This is a genomic window from Paraburkholderia rhizosphaerae, assembly GCF_004366595.1.
GTDB lineage: Bacteria > Pseudomonadota > Gammaproteobacteria > Burkholderiales > Burkholderiaceae > Paraburkholderia > Paraburkholderia rhizosphaerae.
Genome location: NZ_SORE01000009.1, coordinates 68,032 through 88,827 on the forward strand (window position 1 = coordinate 68,032; position 20,796 = coordinate 88,827).

The following is a 20,796-nucleotide window of genomic DNA, read 5'->3' on the forward strand; positions in this document are numbered from 1 at the left end:
TAGCGCCGCGTCAGCCGATCACGAAGAGCGGCTGGCCATATTCGACGGCCTGACCGTTCTCGACGAGGATTTCCTTGATCACGCCGGTCGCGTCGGATTCGATTTCGTTCAACAGCTTCATCGCTTCGATGATGCAGATCGTCTGGCCTTCCTTGACCGAGTCGCCGACTTGCACGAACGGATCGGCGCCCGGCGACGGCGCGCGGTAGAACGTGCCGACCATCGGCGACGTGACCACATGTCCTTGCGGCTGAGCCGCCGCCGGCGTGGCCGGCGCGGCAGCTGCGCCTTCCGCGGCCGGGCCGGACGGATGCACGGACGCGGCGATCGGCGGTGCATATTGAGCAGCAGGCGGCTGCACGTAAACCGGCGGCGCGTTCTTCACGATGCGCACCTTGCCTTCGCCCTCCGTGACTTCCAGCTCCGAAATGCCGGATTCGGAGACGAGGTCGATCAGAGTCTTCAGTTTACGTAGATCCATGGGCATACCCCTTTCAATGCGTGGGTGCGCCGGCGGCTCCCGCGAGCCGGCGCTCAATTCGTGTTCTGGGTTCAGCCGCGCGGCGATCCGCTGGCCGCCTGCGCGGACAGCTTGTCGAGCGCGAACTCGAGTGCGTACAGATATCCCTTCCAGCCAAGACCGCAGATCACGCCTTCGGCGAGGTCGGAGAAATACGAGTGGTGCCGGAACGATTCACGGCGATGCACGTTCGACAGATGAATCTCGACGAACGGGATGCCGACACCTGCTAGAGCGTCCCGAATCGCGACGCTGGTATGCGTGTACGCAGCGGGGTTGATCAGGATGAAATCGGTTTGTTCGTTCCGCGCGGAATGGATGCGATCGATGAGCGCGCCTTCATGATTGCTCTGGAACGAGACCAGTTCGACACCGGCGTCCGCTGCGCGATCGACCATCGCCTGATCGATCTGCGGTAGCGTCACGCGGCCGTAAACCTCAGGTTCCCGGGTGCCGAGAAGGTTGAGGTTGGGGCCGTGCAGAACCAGCAGTCGCGTCATGGTCGCTTCTATTTCCGTGGAATTCGCGGCACTTTAGCGCTGTTTAGAGAAATTTGTCTAGTTTTCTCGAACGCCCGGACGGGTTCCGCGCAGCGGCTGTTAACCCCGGAAAGCGCAACTTCTCTCAAATTCAGTCGATTGGTGCATAAATCGCACGGTTCCGACCTCAATTAAACGTCAATATTTTGTCGAGGTCAGAGCGCGTCGAGCGTGGCTTTCAACTCTTTTGGCTGAATCTGGCCCAATTTTGTCGACCGAACGACGCCTTTAGCGTCAATCACGACGGTAAACGGCAAAGCGCCCGCATTGTTGCCGAATGCGCGCGCGAGGTCGGCGCCGCCGAAGCCGATCACGTAAATCGGGTAGTCGACGCGCACTTTTTGCAGAAAGGCCTTGATGTTTTTATCGGAGTCCACGCCGAGGCCGACGAATTCGACGCCTTTGCTCGCGTACTCGCGGTGAAGCTGACTGAGCGACGGCATTTCCTCGACGCATGGGCCGCACCACGATGCCCAGAAATTGATCACGACCGGGTGGCCCTTCAGCAGGCTCAGCGATTGCGGTTTGCCGTCGACGTTGGTGACCGACGCCGCCCACAGCTGATCGATCGGGCTCGCCGGCGTCGATGCAGGGGTTGCCGCATCAGCGACCTGGGTCAGCGAGTTGCCGAACATCCATTGACTGGCCGCCACACCGCCCGCGACCGCGACCACCGCGACCGCTACCCCCGCCAGAATCCGCTTCATGTTCATTTAAGGTCTGCTCAATTAGTGGAAGGCGCGGCGTTGCTTTCGTCGAGCAACGCCTGCACCGCCTGGACGCCCGCGCGCGCGAGCCTGCCGCGCGCATCGGCGCGTACCGCGCCGCGCAGGTCGTCGGTGCCATATAGCGCGACGTGAACGCCGACCGGTTCCGGGTCGCGCCCCTCCGACTGCGGGCGCCACAGGAAGCTCAGCGTCTCCACGTAGCCGCGCCCGGCAAAGTGTCGAGTTTCTGAAACGTCGTACTGCAGGTTCTGATTCAACAGGTAAATGGCGACTTCTTTCGGGTTGTCGCAAAACGCCTGCAAATGGATATCCGAGTGCTCGCCCGCCGTGCCGCCTAGCACTGCGCCGGTCAGGTACGGATTGAACGGCGCGAGCCGCTGCATCCAGTCGAGCGCGATTTCGCGCAGCCGGCGCAGCACAGCCGGTTGCGTGTCGCCCTGGAACAGCGACTGGTATTCGCGGATTTCTTCTTCGATCTGGTCGTTATCCGGCAGCCAATCGCCGGAAACGCGCGTCTCCCCGACGACTTGCCGCGCAGCCTTGCGCTTGGCCGTTGAATAGTCGAGACCGTCTTCCGCGATCATTCGTGCAGCGGCGATCGCGATCTCTTCGCGCACGCGCGTCGGGTCGAAATGTAGTTTGCGGACCATCAGGTAATCATACTAGAGAACGTGAGGCCGGCCGCCCCATGCCGTCATCCCGTTGAGCCATGTCTTTTCCGGGCTGGCGGCCTCGGCCGGCGCGGGTCGTCGGGTACAATAGCCGCCTTTGCAAGGACCGCTCTATGCACATCCATATCCTCGGTATCTGCGGCACGTTCATGGGCGGTTTGGCAGTGCTCGCGCGCAGCGCGGGCCATAAGGTGACCGGCTGCGACGCCGGCGTCTATCCGCCGATGAGCACGCAGCTCGAGGCGCAAGGCATCGGGCTTATCGAGGGTTACGGCGCGGAGCAGGTCGATCTGAAGCCCGATCTGTTCGTGATCGGCAATGTGGTGTCGCGCGGCAACCCGCTGATGGAAGCGATCCTCGACCGTGGCTTGCCATATGTGTCGGGCCCGCAATGGCTTGGCGAGCATGTGCTGAACGGCAAATGGGTGCTGGCGGTCGCCGGCACACACGGCAAGACCACGACGAGCTCGATGCTGACGTGGCTGCTCGAAGACGCCGGCATGAATCCGGGCTTTCTGATCGGCGGCGTGCCGCTGAACTTCGGTGTGTCGGCACGACTGACCGATTCGAGCTTCTTTGTGATCGAAGCCGACGAGTACGACACCGCGTTCTTCGACAAGCGTTCGAAGTTCGTTCACTACCGGCCGCGCACCGCGATCCTGAACAACCTCGAGTTCGATCACGCCGACATCTTCCCCGATCTGGCCGCGATCGAAACGCAATTTCATCATCTTGTGCGTACCGTTCCGCGTATCGGGCGGATCGTCGCGAACGGTCGCGAAGCGGCGCTCGAGCGCGTGCTCACGCGCGGCTGCTGGAGCGAAGTCGAACGGTTTGGTGTCGAAGGCGGCTGGCAGGCGCTTATCGCTGAAGACGGCGTGCCGGCCGACGAGCGCTTTGCGGTCTATCAGCAGGGCGAGCGCGTCGGCGTAGTCGACTGGCAGGTGCAGGGCGAGCACAACCGGATGAATGCACTCGCGGCGATCGCCGCCGCGCGTCATGTCGGCGTGCCGCCGGCGCAGGCCGCACAGTCGCTCGCGACCTTCCGCAATGTGAAGCGGCGCATGGAAGTGCGCGGTAGCGTCGACGGCGTCACGGTCTACGACGACTTCGCGCATCATCCGACGGCGATCGACACGACCATTGCCGGGCTGCGCACACGTGTCGGTCGAACGCGCACCCGCATTCTGGCGGTGCTCGAGCCGCGCTCGAACACGATGAAGCTCGGTGTGATGAAGGCGCAATTGCCGGCGAGTCTCGCCGATGCCGACCTTGTCTTCGGCTACGGCGCGCCATCTGGCCGCGACGCGCTCGGCTGGAACCTTGCCGAAGCGCTCGCGCCGCTCGGCGACAAGGCGCGCGCTTTCAACGATATCGAGGCGCTCGTGATGGCGGTGGTCGATGTCGCGCAGCCGGGCGACCACGTGCTGGTGATGAGCAACGGCGGGTTCGGCGGCGTGCACCAGAAGCTGCTCGACGCGCTGTCGATGCGGCCGGCGGCGCTCGCACGGGGCGTCGCGTGATTCTTTATCTGCACGGATTCCGCTCGTCGCCGCAGTCGTTCAAGGCGCGTGTGCTCGCTGAACGGCTTGACGCGCTGGGCCGTAGCGACGAATGGTGCTGTCCGCAGCTGCCGGTGTCGCCGCTCGAAACGGTGGCGCTCGCCGAGTCGCTGGTCGCTGCCGCGCAGCCCGCTCGCGTCGCAATAATAGGCAGTTCGCTTGGCGGCTTCTTCGCGACGCATCTGGCGGAAAAGCACGGCTGGCCGGCCGTGCTGCTGAACCCGGCGGTCGTGCCGCAGCGCGACCTGTCCGCCTATCTGGGCGAACAGCCGTGCTTTCACGGCGGCGGCAGTATCGTCGTTAAAGCGCATCATCTCGACGAGATGCGGGCACTCGCCGTCACATCGATCACGAGCCCCGAACGCTATTATCTGTTTGCGGCGACCGGCGACGAAGTGCTTGATTACCGCGAGATGCTCGCGCACTATCCGGCCGCCCGGACGAAGCTGATCGAAGGCAGTGACCATTCGATCAGCGAGTTCGCGGACTATGCCGACGACGTGCTCGCCTTTTGCGACCGCGCCGCGGCCGTCCCCGTCGCGCCGAACCGGACCGCCGTGCCGCGCGAAGGCGCCGCGGCGGAACAGACGGAATAAACGGAATAGACGCCGCGGTTGTCCCCACGAATCTGAAACCGCCGCACGCAAAGCCGTGTCGTAGTCGACACGGCGCACATGCATCCGGGCTGCGATGCATACCGGAGCGACCTGCGGCGGTCGACGCAAGCCAGAACGAGAGTATTGAGTGAACGTTTTCTTTGAGGAATCGGGCAGTTTCAAGGCAGGCAGCGTGCTGTCGAAGCAAGGCGACGCATTCCAGGTCGAATTGCCGGGCGGACGGCGCGCCAAGGTGCGCGCGAAGGACGTGCTGATCGAATTCGACAAGCCGGCCGCCGGCGAGTTGATGGAGCAGGCGGACGCGGCCGCGCAGCAGATCGATCTCGACTTTCTGTGGGAATGCGCGCCGGAGGACGAGTTTGCGTTCGCGACGCTCGGCGCCGAATATTTCGGCGACGGATTCGGACCGATCGAGCGCGCGGCGCTCGTGCTGCGCATGCATAGCTCGCCGATCTACTTCCGGCGCAAGGGGCGCGGCCAGTATCAGCGCGCGCCGCAGGAGCAGTTACAGATGGCGCTCGCGTCGCTCGAACGCAAGCGTCAGCAGGCGCTCGTGCAGTCGGGCTACGAAGAGGAACTGAAGGCGGGACGGCTGCCGGATGCGTTCGCGGGCAAGGTGCTCGGGCTGTTGACGAAGCCGGACAAGAATTCAATCGAATACAAGGCGCTCGAAGCGGCCGCCGCGGAGCGTGGCGTGTCGCCGGCGCGAATGATGCTCGACTGCGGCGCGATTCCTTCGGCGCGCACGCTGCATGAGGCTCGTTTTCTGTCCGAGTTTTTTCCGCACGGCACCGCTTTCCCGCCGGTGAGCATCGGCGCGCTGCCGGAAGATCTGCCGCAAGCCGAGGTCGAAGCGTTCTCGATCGACGATGTGACGACCACTGAAATCGACGATGCGTTTTCGGTCGAGCATCTTGCCGATGGCCGGGTGCGGATCGGCGTGCATATTGCGGCGCCGGCGCTGGGCATCGAGCGCGGCGATGCGGTCGACGCGATTGCGCGCGCGCGGCTGTCGACGGTATATATGCCGGGCGACAAGATCACGATGCTGCCCGACGAAGTCGTCGACGTGTTTACGCTGGCCGAGGGCGGCATGCGTCCGGCGCTGTCGCTGTATAGCATCGTGAACCGCGAGACGCAGGAAATCGTCGCGAGCGAAACGCGTGCCGAGTTCGTGTTCGTGAAGAGCAATCTGCGGCACAACACACTCGACGAGCTGGTGACCGAAGAGGCGCTCGCCGCCGGCACCGGCGATTATCCGCACAAGGACGACATCGCCGTGCTGTGGCCGTTCGCGCAGGCGCTGTTCGAAAAGCGCCAGGCGATGCGGGCGAGCTATGGCCTCAGACGCGAAGTGCAGCGCAATACCGATTTCAACTTCTACGTCGAAGGCGAACATGTGACGATCACGCCGCGCCGGCGCGGCTCGCCGCTCGACCTGATCGTCGCGGAACTCGCGATTCTCGCGAACTCGACGTGGGGCGCATTTCTGCACGACCACGGCGTGCCGGGCATCTACCGGTCGCAACGCGCGTTCGGCGCGCCGACCGGCCCGAAGCGCACGCGGATGCAAACCACGGCGGCGCCGCACGAGGGGCTCGGCGTCGCGCAGTACGCGTGGAGCACGTCGCCGCTGCGCCGTTATGTCGACCTGGTCAACCAGTGGCAATTGCTCGCGTGCGTGAACCACGGCGTGACCGCGAAGCTGGCCGCGCCGTTCAAGCCGAAGGACGCGGATCTATTCGCCGTCGTGCAGGGCTTTGACGATACCTATACCGCTTATGCGGATCATCAGCGCCGGATGGAGTACTTCTGGTGCCTGCGATGGATCAAGCAGGAAGACCGGAAACAGGTCGTCGCGACGGTGGTGAAGGGAGATCTGGTGCGGCTCGAAGAAGTGCCGTTGCTGTTGCACGTGCCGGGCCTCGGCGTGCATGCGCGCAACACGCGCGTGCTGCTCGATGTGATGTCGATCGATGAACTGACGATCGAGGCGTCGGTGCGCCTCGTGCATGTGCTGGACGCGCCGACTGTGACAAGCGGCGCCGACGCCGAGGAAGCCGACGACAGCGAAGGCGACGAGGAAATCGTCGACGCAGCGGACGAATCCGCCGAAAGCGAAGCCGAGGCGCAGGCCGAAGCCGACTCCGATGGTGCGAGCGCGGGTGACGCAGCCTCCGTCGAAGGCACGACGCAGCGCGGCGGCGAGCACGATAGCGATGGTGCAGGCGACGCAGCGGGCGACGGCGCCGACGCCGGGTCCGATCCACACCATGCCACCGAGCCGGGCCGATGAGCACGCCGCCGCTGTCGCGCGACCGTTATGCGGTGATCGGCAATCCGATCGCGCACAGCAAGTCGCCGTTTATTCATGCACGTTTTGCGGAGCAGACCGGCGAGCCGGTCGAATACGGCCGGCTCCTCGCGCCGGTCGATGCGTTCGTGCCGCACGTGCGCGAGTTTATTGAAGCGGGCGGTCGCGGGCTGAACGTGACGGTGCCGTTCAAGCTCGACGCGCATGCGCTGGCCGACACGTTGTCGCCGCGCGCCGCGGCCGCGGGCGCGGTGAACACGTTGCGCTTCGACGCAGCCGGTATCTATGGCGACAACACTGACGGCTTCGGCCTCGTGCGCGACATCGAAGTGAACCTGCGCGTATCGCTCGCGGGCGCACGCGTGCTGCTGCTCGGCGCGGGTGGCGCCGCGCGCGGCGTCGTACTACCGATGCTCGAGCGCGCGCCGCGCGAACTGACGATCGTCAATCGCACCGCGGCGAAGGCCGACGCACTGGTTGCACAGTTCGCGCAGGCGGCACGCGATGCGGGTTGCCGTCTGACGGGCGGTGGCGCACAGGCGGCGGAAACGGTGCAAGCGGGCGCTTATGACGTGATCGTCAACGCAACCGCTGGGAGTCTGGACGGCGCGCTTCCCGAATGCGATAACAGTGCATTCGGCGCGCAAACGCTCGCGTACGACATGATGTACGGCGCGCGGCCGACCGTCTTTATGCAGCATGCGCAGACGCTTGGCGCGCGTGCGGCGGATGGTCTCGGCATGCTGGTCGAGCAGGCCGCCGAGTCTTTTTATGTGTGGCGCGGCGTGCGGCCTGATGGCGCGCCGGTACTCGCGGAACTGCGCGCGCAGTTGCGCAAGCAGATCGCCGCGCCGGACGGCGCGTAGCGTTCGCGGCCGTTGTCCGGCCGGCGTGAGCGGGCTGCCTTTACTGTCCACAGGGTCAACAGGCGAGCGGCGTTGAGCATAGCGAACAACATGACACGAACGAAGCGCCAAAGACGCGTGACGACGATCGGTCTCGGCCGGTGGCTCGCGTACGGCGTGGCTGTATTCGCGTTTTCATGGATCGTGACGCAGGCGTTTTACTTCGGGCAAATCGCGCTGTGGAACTACGTGAATCCGCAATCGACTGCGTTCATGCGCTCCGACGCGTGGCGTCTCGCGCAGGACCGGCCCGATCTGTCGATCCAGCATATCTGGGTGCCGTACGACCAGATTTCGCGCAATCTGAAGCGCGCGATCATCGCATCCGAGGACGCGAACTTCGTCAACAACAACGGCTACGAAACGGACGCGATCCTGCAGGCGTGGGAACGGAACAAGGCGCGCGGCAGGATCGTCGCGGGCGGCTCGACGATCACGCAGCAACTCGCGCGCAATCTGTTCCTGTCGCGTGAAAAGAGCTACATCCGCAAAGGACAGGAGCTCGTCATCACGTGGATGCTCGAGACGCTGATGGACAAGCAGCGCATCTTCGAGATCTATCTGAATTCGGTCGAATGGGGCAATGGTGTTTATGGCGCGGAGGCGGCGGCGCGTTATTACTTCAAGACGTCTGCTGCGAAGCTGTCGGCCGGCCAGGCGGCGCGGCTCGCGGTGATGCTGCCGCGGCCCCGATACTTCGACGAGCACCGCAATTCCGGCTACCTCGCGCAGCGCGCCCGCGTGATCGCAAGGCGCATGGGGGCGGCCGAACTGCCCGACTAGGCGGATTCCACACGCGAATCCCACGCGCGGACGCTACCGCGAACCCGCTGGAAGACAACAGCAAAACGGCGATTGCCCACCCGAGGGCAATCGCCGTTTTGCTTTCAGAATGCATTCAGTTTGCTTGTCCCAATATGTGATTGGTGCATTCACATATTGGTGTATTGCAAAAAAGCACCCTACAATCCGATCCAACAAGCTGACCCGTCGGCAAAAAACTCTCGTCGGCGCCACCGCAGCATAGGCGCGACGAAGCGCAAAACGAATCGGAGACAACCCTCTATGGCCTTGATTCTGTTCCGGCAGTCGCCGCGCGTATGCCGCGCGTCGTGCTGCCCCGCGACACTCGCTGCAACCGTAAATGCTGTCCGCCGCCGCGCCGGCCGCGCGTAGCAATCACTCAATCTGTTTGCCCTGATCGCCATGAATAAAGCGATGACCAATTACGCCGGGTCCGAAAGCGACGCGGTGAGAAAACCTGTCGCGCCGCGCCCGTCGAACGGCGCGGTGCTTCCTCCCGCCGATCGCGACACGATCGCGCTGCCCAGCACACTGCTCGATATCACGCCGCAGCAGGCCGGCACGCAGACCTTGCTGCGCGGCCTCGCGATTCTCGAAGCCGCCGCGGCCGGCGTGCGCGACCTGCGCACGTTCGGCGCCGCGCTCGGCACCACGCGCAGCACGACGCACCGGCTGGTCAGCAGCCTCGTGCAGGCGCGTTACCTGCGCCAGGTGCAGGGCGGCTATCTGCTCGGTCCGAAGCTGATTGAGCTCGGCACGATCGCGCTCGAGCAGATGCCGCTGACGACGGTTGCGCGCCCGCACCTCGCGGCGCTCGCGGAAGAGACGCACGACACGATCCATCTCGGTGTGCGTGACGGCGACGACGTGCTGTATATCGACAAGATTCCCGGCACGCGCGGCCTCGAAATGCGCTCACGCGTCGGCCACCGGATGCCGCTCGCGTCGACCGGTATCGGCAAGGCGATGATGCTCGACCTCGCGCCCGAGGCATGGCAGAAACTGTTCGACGCGTCGCGCCGCGCGCTCGCTGGCGTCAGCTTCAAGCCCGATAACCGGCCGGATCTGCAGACCTTCATGCAGCGGATGACCAATTATGCGGGCGGCGGCTTCACGTTCGATCTCGAAGAGAACGAAGCGTCAATCCGTTGTGTCGCGGCGCCGGTGCGCGACGCGTCGGGTGCGATCGTCGCGGCGCTGTCGGTGGCGAGCACGATTCCGTATATGTCGCTTGAGCGGATGGATGAACTGATTCCGGTGTTGCAGCGCGAAGCGCGTGCGATCTCGGAGGAACTCGGCTGGCGTGCGCCGCAACCGGCTACCCGCAGGATCAAGCGATGACAGATCGGGCTTCATCGCCGTCCATCGCTGCCGCGTCACGTGACGCGCAGCAAGGCAGCGCCGGCACAGCGGCGTCGCGCGCCGTGCGTTACGACGCGGCGCTTATCGCGCTCGATTGGGGCACCACCGCGCTGCGCGCTTATCTGTTCGACGCGGCGGGTCAGTTGCTCGAAACGCGCGCATCGACGGCGGGCATCATGAATCTGCCACGTGCCGCGAGCGAAGGCGGTTTTGACGCCGCGTTCGACGCGGTGTGCGGCAGTTGGCTTGACGACGCTCCGCACTTGCCGGTGATCGCGGCCGGCATGGTCGGCAGCGCGCAGGGCTGGAAGGAAGCACCGTATGTCGAAACGCCCGCGAGCGCCGACGCGATCGTGCGCGGCATCGTGCAGGTGCAGACCACACGCGGTATTGCGTTGAACATCGTGCCTGGCGTGCTCGAGCGCGGCGAGTTGCCGAACGTGATGCGCGGCGAAGAGACGCAGATTTTCGGCGCGCTCGCGGCTGGTGGAACCGGTGACGCGGGAAGCGCAGTGAACCCGTCCGCCGCCACGGGCGTACAGCAAAGCGCGCTGATCGGCTTGCCCGGCACGCATGCGAAGTGGGTGGTTGTGCGCGGTGCGCGGATCGAGCGCTTCTATACGTTTATGACGGGCGAGGTTTTCGCGGCGCTGTCCGAGCACACGATTCTCGGCCGCACGATGACGACGCCCGATCGTCCCGACACCGCGGCATTTCTGCGCGGCATCAGTGTTGCGCGCAATCACGGTCACGCGGGCGTGCTCGCGACGATCTTCAGCACCCGCACGCTTGGCTTGACCGCGCAGCTGACGCGCGAAGAGCAGCCTGACTACCTGTCGGGGCTGTTGATCGGACATGAACTGAATGGTCTCGAAGCGGTGCTCGAGCGCCAGCAGGCGACGCTTGCCGGGCGCACGCTGCGGCTGATCGGCAACGAGGCGTTGTGCGAGCGATACCGGCTCGCGCTGACGCAATTCGGCTGTCAGTCGGCGGAACTCGTCAAGCACGCCACCGAGCGCGGTCTGTGGCGCATCGCGGTGCAGGCGGGGCTTGTCACGCCTGCCGCCAGCGCCGCGCCGGCGGCGCGCATCGGCTAGCCGAAACATCACAACGCGAGCCGCAACGGACACGCGAAAGGAAAAGGAACCGACATGCAAGTTGAACTGAATCTGCCCGGACCCTACCAGCCACACGCCGGCTTGATGGCCGCCTTCGAAGCGTGTCCGCTGATTGCGATCCTGCGCGGCGTGACGCCCGTGGATGCCGCCGATCATGGCCGTGCGCTCTATGAAGCGGGTTTCCGGATTGTCGAAGTGCCGCTCAATTCGCCGCAGCCGTTCGACAGCATCTCGGCGATTCGCCACGCACTGCCGGCCGACGCGATTGTCGGTGCGGGCACGGTGTTGCAAGCCGCATTCGTACCGCAGGTGAAGCAGGCGGGAGGCGAACTGATCGTGATGCCGCATGCGGACCCGGAAGTCGTCAGTGCGGCGAAGTCGCATGCGATGGCGTGTTCACCGGGCGTCGCCACACCGACCGAGGCGTTTATCGCGCTCAAGCACGGCGCGGACGTACTGAAGATGTTCCCCGCCGAGCAACTCGGCTGCCAGGTGGTCAAGGCATGGCGCGCGGTGATCGCGGCGCAGGTGCCGCTGCTGCCGGTCGGTGGCGTCACGCCGGACAACATGGGGCCGTTTCTGACCGCCGGCGCGAACGGTTTCGGTCTGGGTTCCGCGCTGTACAAGCCGGGCCAGAGCGCCGCGACGACCGCATCGCATGCGAAAGCCTTTATCAACGGGCTGCGCATTGCGCGGGCAGGTGCGAAGAAATGAATCGCCTCGCCGGCAAAGTCGCCCTGATCACCGGCGCCGGGCGCGGCATCGGCGCGGCGATTGCGCATGCGTTCGCGCGCGAAGGCGCGGCGGTTGTGCTCGCCGAACTCGATCTCGAAACGGCGCAGCGCACCGCGCGCGAAATCGAAGCGGCGGTGGTTGACGCTAACCGGGGCACAAGCGATACAAGCGGCGGTAGCGGCGGTAGCGGCGGTAGCGCCGCACGCGTGCTCGCGGTGCGCACCGACGTCACACAGTCCGCTTCCGTGCAGCATGCAGTCGACGAAGCGCAACGCGCGTTCGGCCCGCTCGACGTGCTCGTGAACAATGCCGGCATCAACGTGTTCTGCGATCCGCTGACGATGACCGACGATGATTGGCGCCGCTGTTTCGCAGTCGATCTCGACGGCGTCTGGAACGGCTGTCGCGCGGCGCTGCCGGGCATGGTCGAGCGCGGCCGCGGCAGCATCGTGAATATCGCGTCGACGCACTCATTCAAGATCATTCCGGGCTGCTTTCCGTATCCGGTTGCCAAACACGGCGTGATTGGCCTGACGCGCGCGCTCGGCATCGAATATGCGCCGCGTCATGTGCGCGTGAATGCGATTGCACCCGGCTATATCGAAACGCAGTTGACGCGCGACTGGTGGGATAACCAGCCGGACCCGGCCGCCGCGCAGCAGGCGACGCTCGACTTGCAGCCGATGAAGCGCATCGGCCGTCCCGATGAAGTGGCGATGACCGCCGTGTTTCTCGCGTCCGATGAAGCGCCGTTTATCAACGCGAGCTGCATTACCGTCGATGGCGGGCGCTCCGCGCTGTATCACGATTGATAGACCGCAAAAGTAAAAGCCGCAAAAAGTAAAAGCAGCAAAACGCGCAGTCAGAAGCACAGCAAAAAGCGCCAACGCAAACGTGGCGAGCAAAGTGAACCGGTTGACGCGCTGGCCGCGTGTGTCAGTTCCGGTACAAGAAGACGCGGCCGATAACCTTCTCGTTACCTAGTCAGGAGACACGCAATATGAAACGCAGAATATTCCTCACGCTCGCAGCGGCCGCGACGGCGGTGCTGTTCAATGCGCCGGTCGCGCAGGCAGCCGATCAGGTGAAGATCGGCTTCCTCGTGAAGCAGCCGGAAGAGCCGTGGTTCCAGGACGAATGGAAATTTGCCGAAATCGCGGCCAAGGAGAAGGGCTTCACGCTGGTGAAGATCGGTGCGCCGTCGGGCGAGAAGGTGATGAGCGCGATCGACAACCTCGCTGCGCAGAAGGCGCAAGGCTTTGTGATCTGCACGCCGGACGTGAAGCTCGGGCCGGGGATCGTCGCGAAGGCCAAGGCCGATGGCCTGAAGATGATGACGGTGGATGACCGCCTCGTCGACGGTGCGGGCAAGCCGATCGAGTCGGTGCCGCATATGGGCATCTCCGCGTACAACATCGGCAAGCAGGTCGGTGACGGCATCGCCGCCGAGATCAAGAAGCGCGGCTGGGACATGAAGGACGTCGGCGCAATCGACGTGACCTACGAGCAGCTGCCGACCGCGCATGACCGCACCGCCGGTGCGACCGATGCGCTGGTCGCCGCGGGCTTCCCGAAGGCGAACATCGTCGCCGCGCCGCAAGCGAAGACCGACACGGAGAACGCGTTCAACGCGGCAAACATCGCGCTGACGAAGAACCCGCAGTTCAAGCACTGGGTCGCATACGGCCTGAACGACGAAGCGGTGCTCGGCGCAGTGCGCGCTGCTGAAGGCCGCGGCTTCAAAGCCGACAACATGATCGGCATCGGTATCGGCGGTTCGGATTCGGCACTGAACGAGTTCAAGAAGCCGCAACCGACGGGCTTCTACGGCACCGTGATCATCAGCCCGAAGCGCCACGGCGAGGAAACCTCCGACCTGATGTACGCATGGATCACGCAAGGCAAGGAGCCGCCGCTGCTGACGCTGACGACCGGCATGCTGGCCACGCGCGACAACGTGGCGGAAGTGCGTAAGGAGATGGGTCTCGCGTCGAAGTAATGGCTGTGCGTAGCAGCCGACGTGAGAAGTAGCAACGTAGCAACGGCAAAGCGCGTGGACGGCGAGCACGTCCGCGCGTTTTGCGGAAACGGTTTGCATCAGTGGATTGCATAAACGGTTTGCATACGGCAAACCCAGTGGCAACAGGAGGCGAAGTGTCAGCGACGCTGCGTTTTGACAATATCGGCAAGGTGTTTCCAGGCGTACGTGCGCTCGACGGCATTTCGTTCGACGTGCATGCGGGCCAGGTGCACGGCCTGATGGGCGAGAACGGCGCAGGGAAATCGACCCTGCTGAAAATCCTCGGCGGCGAATATCAGCCGGACTCGGGGTGTGTATTGATCGACGGCAACGAAGTGCATTTCGGCAGTGCCGGTGCGTCGATTGCGGCCGGCATCGCGGTGATTCACCAGGAATTGCAGTACGTGCCGGATCTGACGGTGGCCGAAAACCTGATGCTCGGCCGCTTGCCGAATTCGCTCGGCTGGGTGAACAAGCGCTACGCGAAGCGCTACGTTCGCGAGCAGCTGGCGGCGATGGGCGTCGAACTCAATCCGGACGCGAAGCTGCGCAAGCTGTCGATCGCGCAGCGGCAGATGGTCGAAATCTGCAAGGCGCTGATGCGCAATGCGCGTGTGATTGCGCTCGACGAGCCGACCAGCTCGCTGTCGCATCGCGAAACCGAAGTGCTGTTCAAGCTGGTGCGCGACCTGCGCGCGGACAACCGCGCGTTGATCTATATCTCGCACCGGATGGACGAGATCTATCAGCTGTGCGACGCCTGCACGATTTTCCGCGACGGCCGCAAGGTCGCGTCGCATGAGACGCTCGAAGGCGTGAGCCGCGATACGATCGTCAGCGAAATGGTGGGCCGGGAAATCTCGGACATCTATAGCTACACACCGCGCGCGCTCGGCGAAGTGCGATTCTCGGCGAAGGGCATCGAAGGCAAGCCGCTCACCGAGCCGGCCAGCTTCGAAGTGCGGCGCGGAGAGATTGTCGGGTTCTTCGGTCTGGTCGGCGCGGGGCGCAGCGAGCTGATGCATCTGATCTACGGCGACGATCCGAAAAAGGGCGGTCAGCTCACGCTCGACGGCAAGCCGATCAAGGTGAAAAGCGCCGGCGATGCGATTCGCCAGGGCATCGTGTTGTGCCCCGAAGACCGCAAGGAAGAGGGCATTGTCGCGATCGCGTCGGTGGCGGAGAACATCAACATCAGTTGCCGGCGCCACTTTTTGCGCGCGGGCATTTTTCTCGATCGCAAGAAGGAGGCGGAAACCGCGGACCGCTTTATCAAGCTGCTGAAGATCAAGACGCCCAGCCGCCGTCAGAAGATTCGCTTCCTGTCCGGCGGTAACCAGCAAAAGGCGATTCTGTCGCGCTGGCTCGCGGAACCGGACCTGAAGGTCGTGATCCTCGACGAACCGACGCGCGGCATCGACGTCGGTGCGAAGCATGAGATTTACAACGTGATCTATCAGCTTGCGGAACGCGGCTGCGCGATCGTGATGATTTCGTCGGAGTTGCCGGAAGTGCTGGGCGTTTCCGATCGCATTGTCGTGATGCGGCAAGGCCGCATTTCCGGGGAACTGGCGCGCGGCGCGGCCACCGAGCAATCGGTGCTGAGCCTTGCATTGCCGAAGAGTTCGACAGTATCTGAAACCGCGCAGGCGGCATGAGTGCCAAAGAAGGCCGAGGAGCAATGAAATGCAACACGCTGGAGAAAACCTCGCGCAACAGGCGGCGAAAAGCGCCGCTGAAGCGCTGATTCCACAGGCGAGCGATCGCCAGAAATGGTGGCAGCAGATTACCGAGTACAGCCTGATCGTGATCTTCGTCGTGATGTTCATCACGATGTCGCTGACGGTCGAGCACTTCTTCTCGATCGAGAACATGCTCGGTCTCGCGTTGTCGATCTCGCAGATCGGCATGGTCGCGTGCACGATGATGTTCTGTCTCGCGTCGCGCGATTTCGACCTGTCCGTGGGGTCGACGGTCGCGTTTGCCGGTGTGTTGTGCGCGATGGTGCTGAATGCGACCGGCAACACGTTTATTGCGATCGTGGCCGCGGTGTTCGCGGGCGCGGTGATCGGCTTCGTGAACGGCGCGGTGATCGCGTATCTGCGCATCAACGCGCTGATCACGACGCTCGCAACGATGGAAATCGTGCGCGGCCTCGGCTTTATCGCGTCGCACGGGCAGGCGGTCGGCGTGTCGTCGGATACGTTTATCGCGCTGGGCGGCCTGACCTTCTTTGGCGTGTCGCTGCCGATCTGGGTCACGCTGGTCTGCTTCATCGTGTTCGGCGTGATGCTCAATCAGACCGTGTATGGCCGTAATACGCTTGCGATCGGCGGAAATCCGGAAGCGTCGCGCCTCGCCGGTATCAATGTCGAGCGTACGCGCGTCTATATCTTCCTGATTCAGGGCGCGGTGACCGCGTTGGCCGGTGTGATCCTTGCGTCGCGTATTACGTCGGGCCAGCCGAACGCGGCGGAAGGCTTCGAGCTCAACGTGATCTCCGCGTGTGTGCTCGGCGGCGTGTCGCTGCTGGGTGGTCGCGCGACGATCTCGGGGGTCGTGATCGGCGTGCTGATCATGGGTACCGTCGAGAACGTGATGAACCTGCTGAACATCGACGCGTTCTATCAGTACCTCGTGCGCGGCGCGATCCTGCTCGCGGCGGTGCTGCTCGATCAGTTGAAGAACCGCGGCTCGCGCGATTGATTGACGCGCGGCGCGTGATAGACACGGTAAGCGAGCTTTAAAAAAGCGACTTTTGACCAACCGAACCCAACGGAATCGAACGATGTCGTCTCCCGCTAACGCAAGCGCACGGCATGCAAGCGACGCCTATGCGCACTATCCGAGCCTGACGGACCGCACGGTGCTGATCACGGGCGGCGCGACCGGCATCGGCGCGTCGTTCGTCGAGCATTTCGCCGCGCAGGGCGCGCGCGTCGCGTTCTTCGATATCGACGAAACGGCGGGCGATGCGCTTGCCGATGAACTCGGCGATTCGCGTCATAAGCCGCTGTTCGCGCGCTGCGATGTGACCGATATCGACGCGCTGCGCAAGGCGATCGCCGACGTGCGCGCGGCGATCGGGCCGCTTGCGGTGCTGGTCAACAATGCGGCGAACGACAAACGCCACACGATCACGGAAGTCACGCCGCAGTCGTTCGATGCGGGCATCGCGGTGAACGTGCGGCATCAGTTTTTTGCCGCGCAGGCGGTGGTTGACGATATGAAAGCGGCCCGCGGCGGCTCGATTATCAACCTCGGCTCGATCAGCTGGATGTTGAAAAATGGCAACTATCCAGTTTACGTGATGGCGAAATCAGCGGTACAAGGTCTGACGCGCGGACTCGCGCGCGACCTTGGCGCGTTCGGTATCCGGGTTAACTCGCTGGTGCCCGGCTGGGTGATGACGGAAAAACAGAAGCGCCTTTGGCTTGACGACGCGGGGCGCCGCGCGATCAAGGAAGGGCAGTGCATCGATGCGGAACTGATGCCGGACGATCTTGCACGGATGGCGCTGTTTCTCGCCGCCGACGACAGCCGGATGATTACCGCACAGGACATGATTGTCGACGGAGGGTGGGCATGAGCGGTACGTCAGTGATGCAATCGGACAAACAACAGAATGGACAAGCGCAGCGCGCGGTGCTCGCGATCGACGCGAAATGCGCGCTCGGCGAAGGCGCGACGTGGTGCGCGCGTAGCGGCCAGTTCTACTGGACCGACATCGAAGGCGCGCGGCTGTGGCGCTACGATCCGACCGCGAAACGCAGCACGTCGTGGACGATGCCGGAGCGGCTCGCGACCTTTGCGCTGTGCGCCGATCCGCATTACCTGCTGCTCGGGCTGGCGTCGCGTCTCGCATTCTTCGATCTGGCGACCGGCGAGATCGAGACGATCGTCGACGTCGAACCAGGTCTGAACACGCGCGTGAACGATGGCCGGTGCGACCGCCAGGGCCGTTTCGTGTTCGGCACCAAAGACGAAGGCTCGCGCGCGCGGCCGATCGGCGGCTTCTACCGGCTCAATCGCGATCTGACGCTCGAACGGCTGCCGTTGCCGGCGCCGGCAATTTCGAACAGCATTGCGTTCAGCCCGGACGGCGCGACGATGTACTTCTGCGATTCGCCGACCCGCGAGATTCGCGTATGCGATTACCGCGCGGATGGCCGTGTTGAGAACGAGCGCCTGTTTGTGCGGCTGACCGATAAAACCGGCGAACCCGACGGCTCGACGGTCGATGCCGAAGGCGGCTTGTGGAACGCCCATTGGGGCGGCAGCCGGGTCGTTCGCTACGACGCGAACGGCGTCGAAACGGAGCGCGTGATCGTACCGACCGCGCAGCCTAGCTGTGTCGCATTGGGGGGGGCGCGGCTTTCGACGCTGTATGTGACGAGTGCGCGTGTCGGTCTCGATGCCGACGCGCTGCGCGCGGATTCTCTCGCGGGCGGTGTGTTCGTCGCGACGCCGGCGCGGCGTGGTTTGCCGGAGGCGCTGTTCGAGGGAGCGCCGGTGAAAAACGGCACTGCTCGGTGAACCGATTAGCCGCTGCGTGCCGGTCTGGTTTTTCGGTGGCGGGCGTTGCACGCCACCGCGCTTTTAACGCGTGGTTCATTTGTTTCGACTAGCGTTACTTCGCTTGATCCGCTTGAAGCAGGGCAGTTCGCAGCACGCAGCACAGATCCAAAGAGGCGGCCGGTTCGCCGCGTTGCCCGCATAAGCCGCCGTCCGCCGACGGCGACATTCGATGCCTCTCGAGGGAGCTTTGATATGACTGTCGCGAATTCTGCTGTCCCGTCTTCGTCCGCGTCTTCTTCCCCCACTCAAACGCGCCGCGCGCGTCTCCAGGCGGCGACTAATCCGGTGCTGGCCGGCCCGAGCACCTCGGCGGTTGCGATCGGCGCGTCGGGCGTGGGCGAGGTTGACTGTCTGACGCTGGCCAATGCGCATTTGCGCGTCGATGTCGCGCCCCGTCTGGGCGGCGGCCTGACCCGTTTCGACTGGCGCAGCGAAGGCAATCTGGTGCCGGTGTTCCGGCGCTGCCGGCACGTCAACGGACAGACCGATGCGAACGAACTCGCGTGCTATTCGCTGCTGCCGTACTCGAACCGGATCGGCGGCGGGCGGTTCAGCGTCGGCGGCCGCACGGTCGAGGTGCCGTGCAATCGCGCCGGCGAAGCACTGCCGATTCACGGCGACGGTTGGCTCGCGTCGTGGCAGGTTGCCGAAGCGGACCAGGACAGTGTGCGTCTGACGCTCGATCGCAGCGATGGCAAGCCGTACGCGTATCGCGCGACGCAGAGCTATGCGCTCGATGGTCCGACACTCGTGATCACGCTCGACATCGAAAACGTCGGACGCGACACGCTGCCGTTCGGGCTGGGCGTGCATCCGTTTCTGGTGCGCGACGGCGACACGCAACTGTCGGCCGCCGCCGCGGGCTTGTGGCTGTCCGGCGACGATTGGCTGCCGGTGCGGCATGTGCCGGCCCCGCCCGCGTGGCAGTTCGGCGTTGCGTATCCGCTGCCGGGTTCGATGGTCAATCACGCGTTTACCGACTGGAGCGGGCGCGCGGCGGTCGTGTGGCAGAAACGGCGGCTGTCGCTGACGGTGTCGTCGAGCACCGATTGCTATGTGCTGTACACGCCGCCCGGTGAGGACTTTTTCTGCTTCGAGCCGGTCGACCATCCGATCAACGCGATGAATCTGCCCGGCGGGGCCGCTGAGCATGGGATGACGCTGCTCGCGCGCGGCGAACAGTTGTCGCGCACGTTCCGGTTTACCGTCGAGCACACGGGGTTGCGCGCGGTGGCGGGCGGGCGCAGCGCGCGGCGGCAGTAACGCGCGAGCACGGCAACGGGGCAACGGCGGTACGACAGCACGGCACCAGCACGGCAACCGCGGCGTGCGTCGCATGCGGGTACCGCGCGTCGCTCGTAGAGGCTGCGGCAGAGGCGGGTAAAATACGCCCCTCATCTGCACACCATGCCCGCGCGGGTTCCACCATGTCCACCTTCATTCAGACGCTTCATCTCGCCTGGCAAAACACGAACTCGCTGCTGTGCGTAGGGCTCGATCCGGAACCGACAAAGTTTCCTGGCGCGCTTGCGAACCGGTCGGACGCGATCTTCGATTTTTGCCGCAAGATCGTCGATGCGACCGCGCCGTTTGCTTGCGCATTCAAGCCACAGATCGCCTATTTCGCCGCGCACCGCGCGGAGGATCAGCTCGAGCAGCTGATCGCGCATATTCATCTGAAACACCCGGCATTGCCGGTGATCCTCGACGCCAAGCGCGGCGACATCGGCAGCACCGCCGAGCAGTACGCACGTGAAGCGTTCGAGCGGTATCGCGCGGATGCGGTGACGGTCAACCCGTATATGGGCTTCGATTCGCTTGAACCGTACCTTGAACACAAGGACAAAGGCGTGATCGTGCTGTGCCGGACGTCGAATCCGGGCGGCTCCGATCTGCAGTTTCTCGATGTCGGCGGACGGCCGCTATATCAGACCGTCGCGCAGCGCGCGGCAGAGAAGTGGAACACCAACGGCCAGTTGGGACTCGTGGTGGGTGCAACGTTCCCGAAAGAAATCGAATTGGTGCGTAGCCTGGTCGGCGATATGCCGTTGCTGATTCCGGGCATCGGTGCGCAGGGCGGCGATGTCGAAGCGACGGTGCGCGCGGGGCGTACGGCGGCGGGCACGGGGATGCTGATCAACTCGTCGCGCGCGATTATCTATGCGGGCAATGGGGATGATTACGCGGACGCGGCCGCGCTGGCCGCGCAGAAGACGCGGGATGGGATTAACGCGTATCGGTGATCCCGCAGCACGCATCGCACTCGAAGCAGCCTGAATTTCCGCGGTGTTTCCTGTCGCGTGTCGCGACAACGCCGCACGCT

General features: G+C 64.3%; 20 protein-coding genes. 16 read left to right on the plus strand and 4 right to left on the minus strand.

Features of this window, described 5'->3' with window-relative positions:
* Window positions 1-10 precede the first annotated feature (10 nt).
* From accB to BX592_RS13625, 4 genes are all read right to left on the minus strand, one after another.
* Window positions 11-481, minus strand: a complete 471-nt coding sequence (gene accB / locus BX592_RS13610; protein WP_134192313.1) for an acetyl-CoA carboxylase biotin carboxyl carrier protein — start codon at window positions 479-481, stop codon at window positions 11-13.
* 71 nt (window positions 482-552) lie between these two features.
* Complete coding sequence (gene aroQ, locus BX592_RS13615) at window positions 553-1,020, minus strand: type II 3-dehydroquinate dehydratase (protein ID WP_134192314.1); 468 nt, start codon at window positions 1,018-1,020, stop codon at window positions 553-555.
* Between the two features lie 194 nt (window positions 1,021-1,214).
* Window positions 1,215-1,766 (minus strand): TlpA family protein disulfide reductase, encoded by a 552-nt coding sequence (locus BX592_RS13620; RefSeq protein WP_134192478.1) that lies wholly within the window; start codon window positions 1,764-1,766, stop codon window positions 1,215-1,217.
* Window positions 1,767-1,783: 17 nt separating this feature from the next.
* Window positions 1,784-2,437, minus strand: a complete 654-nt coding sequence (locus tag BX592_RS13625; RefSeq protein WP_134192315.1) for a UDP-N-acetylmuramate--alanine ligase — start codon at window positions 2,435-2,437, stop codon at window positions 1,784-1,786.
* A 134-nt stretch (window positions 2,438-2,571) separates the two neighbouring features.
* On the opposite strand from BX592_RS13625, the gene mpl reads away from it, so the two are divergent.
* The 16 genes from mpl (at window position 2,572) to pyrF (ending at window position 20,716) form a co-directional block, all read left to right on the plus strand.
* Window positions 2,572-3,981: a UDP-N-acetylmuramate:L-alanyl-gamma-D-glutamyl-meso-diaminopimelate ligase gene (gene mpl, locus BX592_RS13630; protein ID WP_134192316.1), complete on the plus strand. Its 1,410-nt coding sequence runs from the start codon at window positions 2,572-2,574 to the stop codon at window positions 3,979-3,981.
* Window positions 3,978-4,616 carry a YqiA/YcfP family alpha/beta fold hydrolase gene (locus BX592_RS13635; protein ID WP_134192317.1) on the plus strand — a complete coding sequence of 213 codons (639 nt, stop codon included), beginning with the start codon at window positions 3,978-3,980 and terminating at the stop codon, window positions 4,614-4,616. The genes mpl and BX592_RS13635 overlap by 4 nt, the downstream gene beginning before the upstream one ends.
* A gap of 148 nt (window positions 4,617-4,764) precedes the next feature.
* Window positions 4,765-6,933 carry a ribonuclease catalytic domain-containing protein gene (locus BX592_RS13640; protein WP_134192318.1) on the plus strand — a complete coding sequence of 723 codons (2,169 nt, stop codon included), beginning with the start codon at window positions 4,765-4,767 and terminating at the stop codon, window positions 6,931-6,933.
* The gene (aroE, locus tag BX592_RS13645) at window positions 6,930-7,817 is read left to right on the plus strand and encodes a shikimate dehydrogenase (protein ID WP_134192319.1); all 888 of its coding nucleotides are present in this window, start codon (window positions 6,930-6,932) and stop codon (window positions 7,815-7,817) included. The genes BX592_RS13640 and aroE overlap by 4 nt, the downstream gene beginning before the upstream one ends.
* 90 nt (window positions 7,818-7,907) lie before the next feature.
* Entirely contained in the window at window positions 7,908-8,639 is a 732-nt protein-coding gene (gene mtgA / locus BX592_RS13650; protein ID WP_134192320.1) for a monofunctional biosynthetic peptidoglycan transglycosylase, read from the plus strand.
* Window positions 8,640-9,062: 423 nt separating this feature from the next.
* A complete protein-coding gene (locus BX592_RS13655) occupies window positions 9,063-10,001 on the plus strand; it encodes an IclR family transcriptional regulator (protein WP_134192321.1) in 939 nt (312 codons plus the stop codon).
* Window positions 9,998-11,119, plus strand: coding sequence for a 2-dehydro-3-deoxygalactonokinase (locus BX592_RS13660; protein WP_134192322.1), 1,122 nt, complete (start codon window positions 9,998-10,000; stop codon window positions 11,117-11,119). Before BX592_RS13655 ends, BX592_RS13660 begins: the two co-directional genes overlap by 4 nt.
* A gap of 54 nt (window positions 11,120-11,173) precedes the next feature.
* Window positions 11,174-11,854: a 2-dehydro-3-deoxy-6-phosphogalactonate aldolase gene (locus tag BX592_RS13665; RefSeq protein ID WP_134192323.1), complete on the plus strand. Its 681-nt coding sequence runs from the start codon at window positions 11,174-11,176 to the stop codon at window positions 11,852-11,854.
* On the plus strand, window positions 11,851-12,687 hold the full coding sequence (locus tag BX592_RS13670) for an SDR family oxidoreductase (RefSeq protein ID WP_134192324.1): 837 nt from the start codon (window positions 11,851-11,853) through the stop codon (window positions 12,685-12,687). The genes BX592_RS13665 and BX592_RS13670 overlap by 4 nt, the downstream gene beginning before the upstream one ends.
* 188 nt (window positions 12,688-12,875) lie before the next feature.
* Window positions 12,876-13,874 (plus strand): arabinose ABC transporter substrate-binding protein, encoded by a 999-nt coding sequence (locus tag BX592_RS13675; RefSeq protein WP_134192325.1) that lies wholly within the window; start codon window positions 12,876-12,878, stop codon window positions 13,872-13,874.
* 155 nt (window positions 13,875-14,029) lie between these two features.
* Window positions 14,030-15,553: an L-arabinose ABC transporter ATP-binding protein AraG gene (gene araG, locus BX592_RS13680; RefSeq protein ID WP_134192326.1), complete on the plus strand. Its 1,524-nt coding sequence runs from the start codon at window positions 14,030-14,032 to the stop codon at window positions 15,551-15,553.
* 28 nt (window positions 15,554-15,581) lie between these two features.
* Window positions 15,582-16,601, plus strand: a complete 1,020-nt coding sequence (gene araH / locus BX592_RS13685; RefSeq protein WP_134192327.1) for an L-arabinose ABC transporter permease AraH — start codon at window positions 15,582-15,584, stop codon at window positions 16,599-16,601.
* An 82-nt stretch (window positions 16,602-16,683) separates the two neighbouring features.
* Window positions 16,684-17,484, plus strand: coding sequence for an SDR family NAD(P)-dependent oxidoreductase (locus tag BX592_RS13690; protein ID WP_134192328.1), 801 nt, complete (start codon window positions 16,684-16,686; stop codon window positions 17,482-17,484).
* Window positions 17,485-17,498: 14 nt separating this feature from the next.
* On the plus strand, window positions 17,499-18,431 hold the full coding sequence (locus BX592_RS13695) for an SMP-30/gluconolactonase/LRE family protein (RefSeq protein ID WP_134192479.1): 933 nt from the start codon (window positions 17,499-17,501) through the stop codon (window positions 18,429-18,431).
* A gap of 234 nt (window positions 18,432-18,665) precedes the next feature.
* A complete protein-coding gene (locus tag BX592_RS13700; protein ID WP_134192329.1) occupies window positions 18,666-19,736 on the plus strand; it encodes an aldose 1-epimerase in 1,071 nt (356 codons plus the stop codon).
* A gap of 164 nt (window positions 19,737-19,900) precedes the next feature.
* A complete protein-coding gene (gene pyrF / locus BX592_RS13705) occupies window positions 19,901-20,716 on the plus strand; it encodes an orotidine-5'-phosphate decarboxylase (RefSeq protein ID WP_134192330.1) in 816 nt (271 codons plus the stop codon).
* The last annotated feature ends 80 nt before the right edge of the window (window positions 20,717-20,796 follow it).

Excerpts from the sequence above, each read along its gene's own strand:
- accB (WP_134192313.1), bottom strand. The coding sequence starts at position 481 with ATGGATCTACGTAAACTGAAGACTCTGATCGACCTCGTCTCCGAATCC.
- BX592_RS13690 (WP_134192328.1), top strand. The coding sequence starts at position 16,684 with ATGTCGTCTCCCGCTAACGCAAGCGCACGGCATGCAAGCGACGCCTAT.
- BX592_RS13695 (WP_134192479.1), top strand. The coding sequence starts at position 17,499 with ATGCAATCGGACAAACAACAGAATGGACAAGCGCAGCGCGCGGTGCTC.
- mtgA (WP_134192320.1), top strand. The coding sequence starts at position 7,908 with ATGACACGAACGAAGCGCCAAAGACGCGTGACGACGATCGGTCTCGGC.
- BX592_RS13625 (WP_134192315.1), bottom strand. The coding sequence starts at position 2,437 with ATGGTCCGCAAACTACATTTCGACCCGACGCGCGTGCGCGAAGAGATC.
- BX592_RS13670 (WP_134192324.1), top strand. The coding sequence starts at position 11,851 with ATGAATCGCCTCGCCGGCAAAGTCGCCCTGATCACCGGCGCCGGGCGC.
- pyrF (WP_134192330.1), top strand. The coding sequence starts at position 19,901 with ATGTCCACCTTCATTCAGACGCTTCATCTCGCCTGGCAAAACACGAAC.
- aroQ (WP_134192314.1), bottom strand. The coding sequence starts at position 1,020 with ATGACGCGACTGCTGGTTCTGCACGGCCCCAACCTCAACCTTCTCGGC.
- BX592_RS13700 (WP_134192329.1), top strand. The coding sequence starts at position 18,666 with ATGACTGTCGCGAATTCTGCTGTCCCGTCTTCGTCCGCGTCTTCTTCC.
- mpl (WP_134192316.1), top strand. The coding sequence starts at position 2,572 with ATGCACATCCATATCCTCGGTATCTGCGGCACGTTCATGGGCGGTTTG.
- BX592_RS13620 (WP_134192478.1), bottom strand. The coding sequence starts at position 1,766 with ATGAAGCGGATTCTGGCGGGGGTAGCGGTCGCGGTGGTCGCGGTCGCG.
- BX592_RS13665 (WP_134192323.1), top strand. The coding sequence starts at position 11,174 with ATGCAAGTTGAACTGAATCTGCCCGGACCCTACCAGCCACACGCCGGC.
- BX592_RS13675 (WP_134192325.1), top strand. The coding sequence starts at position 12,876 with ATGAAACGCAGAATATTCCTCACGCTCGCAGCGGCCGCGACGGCGGTG.
- BX592_RS13655 (WP_134192321.1), top strand. The coding sequence starts at position 9,063 with ATGAATAAAGCGATGACCAATTACGCCGGGTCCGAAAGCGACGCGGTG.
- aroE (WP_134192319.1), top strand. The coding sequence starts at position 6,930 with ATGAGCACGCCGCCGCTGTCGCGCGACCGTTATGCGGTGATCGGCAAT.
- BX592_RS13660 (WP_134192322.1), top strand. The coding sequence starts at position 9,998 with ATGACAGATCGGGCTTCATCGCCGTCCATCGCTGCCGCGTCACGTGAC.
- araH (WP_134192327.1), top strand. The coding sequence starts at position 15,582 with ATGCAACACGCTGGAGAAAACCTCGCGCAACAGGCGGCGAAAAGCGCC.